This is a genomic window from Sulfitobacter sp. EE-36, assembly GCF_000152605.1.
GTDB classification, from domain to species: domain Bacteria; phylum Pseudomonadota; class Alphaproteobacteria; order Rhodobacterales; family Rhodobacteraceae; genus Sulfitobacter; species Sulfitobacter pontiacus.
On record NZ_CH959311.1, the window covers coordinates 49,602 to 56,842 of the forward strand.

7 protein-coding genes are annotated in these 7,241 nt (G+C 61.6%); 3 read left to right on the plus strand and 4 right to left on the minus strand.

The genetic code is table 11. From position 1 onward, the window contains the following. Positions 1–2 precede the first annotated feature (2 nt). The 4 genes from EE36_RS17150 to EE36_RS17165 all read right to left on the minus strand — a co-directional run bounded on the left by EE36_RS17150 (position 3) and on the right by EE36_RS17165 (position 4,696). On the minus strand, positions 3–977 hold the full coding sequence (locus EE36_RS17150) for a glycosyltransferase family 2 protein (RefSeq protein ID WP_005854461.1): 975 nt from the start codon (positions 975–977) through the stop codon (positions 3–5). Next, positions 970–2,127, minus strand: coding sequence for a glycosyltransferase (locus EE36_RS17155; RefSeq protein WP_005854463.1), 1,158 nt, complete (start codon positions 2,125–2,127; stop codon positions 970–972). Before EE36_RS17155 ends, EE36_RS17150 begins: the two co-directional genes overlap by 8 nt. A 2-nt stretch (positions 2,128–2,129) precedes the next feature. Next, positions 2,130–4,175: an HAD-IIB family hydrolase gene (locus EE36_RS17160; RefSeq protein WP_254655610.1), complete on the minus strand. Its 2,046-nt coding sequence runs from the start codon at positions 4,173–4,175 to the stop codon at positions 2,130–2,132. A 182-nt stretch (positions 4,176–4,357) separates the two neighbouring features. Continuing rightward, a complete protein-coding gene (locus EE36_RS17165) occupies positions 4,358–4,696 on the minus strand; it encodes a helix-turn-helix domain-containing protein (RefSeq protein ID WP_254655611.1) in 339 nt (112 codons plus the stop codon). 212 nt (positions 4,697–4,908) lie between these two features. Between EE36_RS17165 and EE36_RS17170 the strand changes: the two genes are divergently transcribed. The 3 genes from EE36_RS17170 (at position 4,909) to EE36_RS17180 (ending at position 7,229) form a co-directional block, all read left to right on the plus strand. Beyond that, complete coding sequence (locus EE36_RS17170) at positions 4,909–5,697, plus strand: sulfotransferase (RefSeq protein ID WP_005854468.1); 789 nt, start codon at positions 4,909–4,911, stop codon at positions 5,695–5,697. 303 nt (positions 5,698–6,000) lie between these two features. Further along, entirely contained in the window at positions 6,001–7,053 is a 1,053-nt protein-coding gene (gene sbnA / locus EE36_RS17175) for a 2,3-diaminopropionate biosynthesis protein SbnA (RefSeq protein WP_005854469.1), read from the plus strand. Next, positions 7,050–7,229 carry an FAD/NAD(P)-binding protein gene (locus EE36_RS17180; protein ID WP_005854471.1) on the plus strand — a complete coding sequence of 60 codons (180 nt, stop codon included), beginning with the start codon at positions 7,050–7,052 and terminating at the stop codon, positions 7,227–7,229. The genes sbnA and EE36_RS17180 overlap by 4 nt, the downstream gene beginning before the upstream one ends. The last annotated feature ends 12 nt before the right edge of the window (positions 7,230–7,241 follow it).

The following is a 7,241-nucleotide window of genomic DNA, read 5'->3' on the forward strand; positions in this document are numbered from 1 at the left end:
GGTTACTCCGCCGCAATGGCAGAGATGCGGTCTTCGCCCGCTTGGGCGGCCGCGCGGCGCTCTTCCTCGGTATCCAGATCGCGCAGCAGCTTGTCCATTACCCGGCGGCTGTTGGCGTAGGGCATATCGCCGGTCTGGCGGCACATCTGGAAATCCGCATCATTCGGTGCGCGCAGGATGGTCAGCGCATCGTCGCTATTGTCGATCAGCCCCATCAGATGGAAGGCGTGCAGCCAATGGCCCATGGTGCGATGCCCCCAGCGGGTGGCGAAATACTCGGCGTTGCGCACCACGGCTTCTACATGGTGGATCGGCGGCATGCAGTGGTCGTGATATTGGTGATAGACCTTGGCCCCCTTCATCCACCAGATGTCGATCCCACGCGCGTCGAGCACACGGCCAAAGTCTGTATCCTCGCCGCCATAGCCGAAATAGCCTTCGTCAAACCCGCCGCTGCGCGCCCAATCGGCGCGGTGCATGGCGAAGTTGAGCGACCAGAAACAGCGGTAATCCTCACAATAGCGCAGACCCTCCGCCGGGGGCCCCTGCCGGTCGGAGTGTTTGACGCCGATCTTGTCGAAATGGTCGAAATTGAGGTCCCCCTCCGTCGCCCCTTTGGGAAGATAGGCGACCTCGCCCATCACCAGCCCGCGGCCATCGTGGCATGCTTCTGCCACATCGGCGACAAGCGCGGGATGCGGGATGCAATCGACATCGACAAAGGCCAGAACGGCACCGCGTGCCTTGGCTGCCACCGCATTGCGCGCGGCGGCGAGGGGAAGCTCCCCATCGGGGCGGGTGACCTGGATTTGACGGATGGGAAAGGGCGCGTCAGGCAGCCCGTCGTATAGCTCATCCTGCATTGCGGCGATCACCAGCTCGCATGGGGGCACTGTTTGCGCAACCAAGCCGCGGATAACATTGTGCAAGTGTGCCTCGCGGCCACGGGCGATGGTCAGAACGGATACGTCACGCATGGTGAATCTCCTTTAAAGATGTTGAAATTTCCGGGCGGTCCCAGAGTTGGTCCGCCAGACTATTGAGCCACTGCGCGGCGCGGGTCGCCGCGTCACTGCCCCCTGCCAAAGCACGTTGCCGCACGGGATCATGCTGGCTCTGTGCTTGCTCAATCGCGGCTCGCCAGGCATGGGCAGAGCTTGGCATATGTGGCAAATGCAACGCGGCACCCGCTTGGCCCAAGGCGCGGGCTTTCTCGACTTGTTCATCGAAATAGCGCCACTCTGGCACCACAATCCACGGCTTCGCAGCGGTGAGCACTTGGGCACAGGTCGTATTGCCCGTGGACGAGATCACCAGATCCGCCGCTGCGATATAGTCGGGCGCGTTGTCGACCCAGCCTTTATGCATCAGGTTCGGCGGCAAAGTCGCATGCCAATCGCGCTGCACCTCGCCGATGGTGATCCAGTCCATCTGCGGATAGCTGCGCGCGGCGACGCCCAAGGCGGCCTCGGAAATGCCATTGCCTCCACCACCACACACCACCAGCGCCATGGGGCGATTACCCAGCTTCAGCGTCCCGCGGGCATCTTCGGGTTTGGGCAGCGATACATTCACCCCCAGACCGGGAGCATAGTGGGTTTTCTCCGCCCAAGCGGCCCACTGCGGCTGCGCCAAATCCGCATGGAACGGGGCGAGCAACCCCGCGGCGCCGTCATAGGCGGCACGATGCCCCACATCGCTGCGGTCGCCATGCTGGAGGATTTTGACATGCGGCACCGAGCAGAGCCGCGCCAGCTGCGCCACCTCGGCCGAGACATCGACGATCATCAGCTCCGGTGCCTCAGCGGTAAAGAACTGCGCCATCGCGGCCATCGCCTCGCGAATGCCGGACCAGCCGACAGGCGCACAATGGGTTGTGTCGGGTGTGTCGAGCAAGGCTGCACCATGCGGCTCATCCCCCCGCGCTTCAAACAGAGAGGGCAGCTGTTGCACCGTCACATTCTCACGCAACGGCGGGAAAATATCGTCGCGCGCGCAGAAAATCCGCACAGGTCGCACCGCGGGCAGCGCGTTGACGACGGCAGCGCAGCGTTCCGCGTGACCCCGCCCTTGATGATGCACGAAATAGCCGAAGGGCCGGAGGGGAGCGTCAGGAAAATCACGCATGATTATTCGCCCGCCATCAGCATCGGCTGCGGTGTGCGGTAATATTGCACCCCATCCAAAACCCCCGCCGCATGTTTCAGCGAAGAACGATAGACCGAGGCCAGACCATCCAGCTCCGCCAGCGCATTTGCAGGCAGCACAGCGTTCTCGAAGCGCGACAGCATATCCAGATCATTGCCGCTATCCCCTGCCACGATCACGCGGTCGTCCGACATGCCACGGCGCGCCGCCTCGAACCGGATCGCGGCGGCCTTGCCGGCCTGCACGGGAATGATGTCGATAAATTTCTCGTGCGACGGAATGATGCGCGCCAATACCCCCGTCTGATGCAACCGCGCCTCGATCGCAGGCACATCGCTGATGGTGCCGAACAGGCTGACCTTCCAACGACGCTGGTCATAGACCGGCTGGAAATGCACATTAGTGTCTTCCAACGCCGTGCGCACTGCCGCCGCATCCCACTCCTGCGAGATCAGCGCTGCGTAATCCTCACATAGGGTAAAACCACTGTCCGTACGGCGCCAAATCTCTGTGCCCGTCGAGCTGATGATCGTATCAGGCGTTGGCAAATCCCATTCGGCCAGCACCCGCTGCGCCTCTGCGATGGAACGTCCGGTGGCAACGGTAAAAGCATAACGCTCCCCCTCGCGCTCGAGCCACTGGGCAAAAGCCCGCGCACCATTGCGGCAGCCGGTCAGCGTATTGTCGATGTCGCAGGCGAGCAGGTATTCATGTTGTTGAACAGCGACGGTTTGACCCTGCGGCCTGCGCACCACCCCTGCCATCACGGCTTGCGTACGCTTCGCCCAAGCCCTCCAATCATAGGTCCGCCGCGCAATACGCTGCGCCCGCCGCGCGGCCAGTTCCCGCTCCGGCGCCATCAGCACGTCTCGCAGCCCGCGCGCCAAGCTCGCCGTATCATACGGGTCAATCAAGGCCCCAAAGCCAAGCTCTGGCAAAATATCCGAAGGCCCGCCCGATTGCGTCGCGACCAAAGGCACACCCGCCTGCGCGGCCTCTATCAGGGTCAGCCCAAAGGGTTCGTGAAACGCCGGATTGCAGAACACGCCGCCCTCGGCCGCCAGCGCATAAAGGTCGCTGATATCTTGGGCGGAGTGTTGTCGCGGCAGCGCCACCTTGCCCCAAAGATCATAGCGGTCGACCCCGTCAAACAGATCCGCGATGACCGCATCGCGCTCGCTGCATCCCTGTCCCAAGCCGTCCCGCAACCCCGCGATAATCACAAGGTTCGCGCGGTCTTGCAGCGTGCGATCAGACGCATAGGCATCGACCAACCGCCGCAAGTTCTTCTTCCGAATGGGCCGCGCTATGGCAAGGATGATGGGTTTGCTCACATCCCGCAGAAACCCGCCCAGCATCTCCCGTGCCCGCGCCGCATCGCCCTTTTTCTCTACGCAAACCCCTGGCCCGATCCGATGCGCGCGCCCTTCCGCAGCCGGCACCAGCTTCGGGATCTGCCGCTCCACTTCATCACGCGACGAGGCGATAATCGCATCCGCCTCTGCCAGCGCACGCGTCTCGCGCCCAATCCGCGCCTGCAACTCGGCCGAGGCCACTTCTCCCGGCCCCAACTTCTCCGCCCCCAGCGAATGCGCGGTATACAGCACCGGAATACCGAACTCCTCACGCGCCGCCAGCGCCAGCTCTGCCGCATCCGCAAAATGCGCATGAATCACATCCGGCCGCGCCGCGCCCATGGCTTCAAGCGTCTCTAACAAAGCGTTTTGCAGCGAGGGAAGCTCCCCCACCAAATCACCCTTTTCCAAATACTCAGCCCGATCTGACGCCAGACGCACCACTCGACACCTAGGCGCAATCTCTTCCTCGGCCTGTGCAAAAACAGCCCCCAACTCCGGCGCATCAAACAGCCGCGTCACAATCGTGACCTCTTCAACCTCAGGGAGTTTTGCCTGCGCCATCGCAGCGCCAAGGATATAGGCGATATGTCCACCGGTATCTTCCGTCATGCCGTACTTAACGGGCGGAGCGGATAGACACCCGCCCAGCGAAATATGCATGATGCGCATATCAGCCTCCAAAAATTATGATGTATTCAGAGCTGCAAAAACGCGAGCCTCGCAAAGATAACAGTAAAGTTACCTTATGGTTCCCATCGGAATTAAGATTTGTTTTGGATAGCTAAGCGAAGCCATATTCTACGATGGGTAGACATATCCATACATAGAGGGTCTTGGTCGGTTTCAACAGCTCAGAAGTCATTGTCTATCTTCCCGCGGCTGGCCTGGAAGGCACGCTGACGCAACAGCGCATTTGTCCGCCGCTCGGTGCCGAGCCGCGTGGTCAGCCGTTCGTCATCTTCCTCGAATAGCGGAACGCCAAGGATGGTAGCGATTTCAAAAACGGCACCGAGGGATACGGTCATATCGCCCCTCTCCACCCGTGACAGCAGCGGGCGAGACACCCCTGCCCGTTCCGCCAGTTCCTGCGCGGTCATGTTCCGCTCTAGCCGCGCTGCGCGGATCATCAGCCCCAAAAGCTCTGCAGCCTTTCGGGCGGTTGGCGAATAGGGGCGTGTTGGCTTAGGCATCGGTATCCAGAGTAATTTGTAATATGTATATTACATAATGCGACGTAATGATACTTATACGTTACACTCCTTCACACTCCTTCAAATTTCCACCAAATTTGACTATCGTTCTCGGGCCTCGCTTCGACTTCACCGTTACCCCTGCTGCTATAGCGTCCCTTGCCACCCCTCCCCCACAGCCTACCTGACTTTCGCAAGACAAAGGGGCCTCCATGACAGCACATCGCTATATCTTCGTCGGCGGATTGCACCGCTCCGGCACCAGCCTTGTGGCGCGGCTGATCGGCGATTTGCCCGGTGTCAGCGCGATCAACGCCGCCCCCGTGCCGGAGAATGAGGGCGTCTATCTGCAAGGCGCCATCCCCCACACCGCGCGGCATGGCGTGCCTATGCATTTTGCCACCGACCCCGCGCAGCACCATATCGAAGGATCGCATTTCGACAGGTTAGAGACGCAAATTCGGTTAGAGCGGGACTGGGCACCCTATTTCGACGATGCCCCATGGCGGGTCGAAAAGTCGCCCGTAAACCTGACACGGATGCGTCTGTATCAGCAGCTTTTCCCCCTGTCGCAGTTTGTGGTTGTCACTCGCCATCCGGAGGCAGTTGCCGCGGCCACCTCCAAATGGGTCGACATGAACCCCGCGGCGATGATGGATCACTGGCTGGATGCCTATGACATCGTACGGCGCGACATCTATTACCTGCATGCCGTGATCACCATCCGATACGAAGATCTCGTCGCCGACCCCAATGCAACCTTGGCGCGGTTGGCGGCGTTTCTGGATGTGGATGGGGTGCCCGCGCCCTCTGATATCCGCGATGGCAATCAGGATTATGTGGGGACGACCACGCTCTCCCCCGCTCAAGTGGAGCGTGCTTCGGCGTGGGGATATGGTGCGGGCTTGCAGGTTCAGCCTTGGGCCGGCGTGACCCGCCACACCTTGCGGCGCATTGCCGCGAATGTCGACGCGGCGGCGGCTGGCACACCGTCGACCTAACTGCGGCTTGATACAAATAAGACGCTAAACCGCAGGTTAGAGAAACATACTGTCGACCCACGCCCCCATTACACACCCCCTCCCACCTCCCAATCTCACCTCAGTTGCACACAAGATGGAACTTTATCCCGCTCACGAGGTTCAATTTAAAATAGCAATTTCGACCATCGTTCTCTTCCTCGCAACCCCGTTTCCCTCCACCTGAGGGCTCAACAGCGCGCGAAGTGAAAGAGACGCAACACGATCCGCGACGGCGCGGTCCTGCGCCGCCCGTGAGACTTGGCTTCCCGAAAGGCTGCGCAGATGAATATTCGTACTCAGGTAAAGACCCACTCCCATACGGCGACGCCCTTTGCGGCCACGCGGATCGCGGACAATGTGCTCGACCTCATCGGCCAGACGCCGATGGTGCGCCTGCCCCGCTATCTCGACCGCGAGGATGTTAATCTGGTCGCCAAAGTCGAGGCGCTGAACCCCGGGGGCAGCGCCAAGGACCGGCCCGCGCGGCATATGATCGAACGCGCTTTGGCGGACGGTCGCCTAAAGCCCGGCGATACGGTGGTTGAATCCTCCTCCGGCAACATGGGCATCGGGTTGGCACAAGCTTGTGCAGTGCATGGGCTGCAATTCATCTGCGTCGTTGACCCCAATGCGCAGTCCCAGAACGTGGCGATCATCCGCGCCTTGGGGGGCCAGATTGAACTGGTCGATCACGCGCCTGACGGTGATTTCCTCGCCGCGCGTCTGGATCGGGTCGCCAAGCTTCTGGAGGAAAATTCCCGCCGTTTCTGGCCCAACCAATATGCCAACCTCGACAATCCGGAGTCCCACGAGCTCGGCACCATCGCCGAGATTGACGCGGCGCTTGGCGGGCAGATTGATGTGCTTTTCGTCGCTTGTTCGAGCACTGGCACGGCGCGAGGATGTCGCGACTATCTGCGCCGGATGGGGCGCAAAACCAAGGTCGTCGCGGTGGATGCCATGGGTAGCACGCTCTTCAACGGCACCGCAGGCCCGCGCAAAATCTCGGGCATGGGCGCGGGTCGTATCCCAGAACTGGCCAATGGGCAGGAGTTCGACGATCTCGTCCGCGTTTCCGATGTGACCTGCGTCGCCGGGTGTCGCCGCGCCGTTGCGCGCGAAGGGCTGCTGGTCGGCGGCTCCGGCGGTGGCGTGCTTGAAGCCGTGCGCGGTATGCAGGACGAGCTCGCCGGTCTGACCGTCGCCGCGATTATCCACGATTCCGGCTCGCGCTATCTGGGCACCGTCTTTGATCCCGAGTGGGTCGAGCGCGAGCTGGGGATTTGCGAGGCGGATGTGACCGCATTAGCAGGATTGGCCCCCGCGGATTCATGAGCGAGACAGAGATTGCCATTATCGGCTGCGGCCCCAAGGGGCTCTACGCGCTCGATAGCCTGTGCGAGGCGGCGCGGCGCAGTCCGCGGCACCGCTTTACCGTCCATATTTTCGAACCCTCGGCGCATCCCGGGGCGGGGCCGATCTATGATCCCCGCCAGTCGGAGTGCTGCTGATGAACTTTCCCG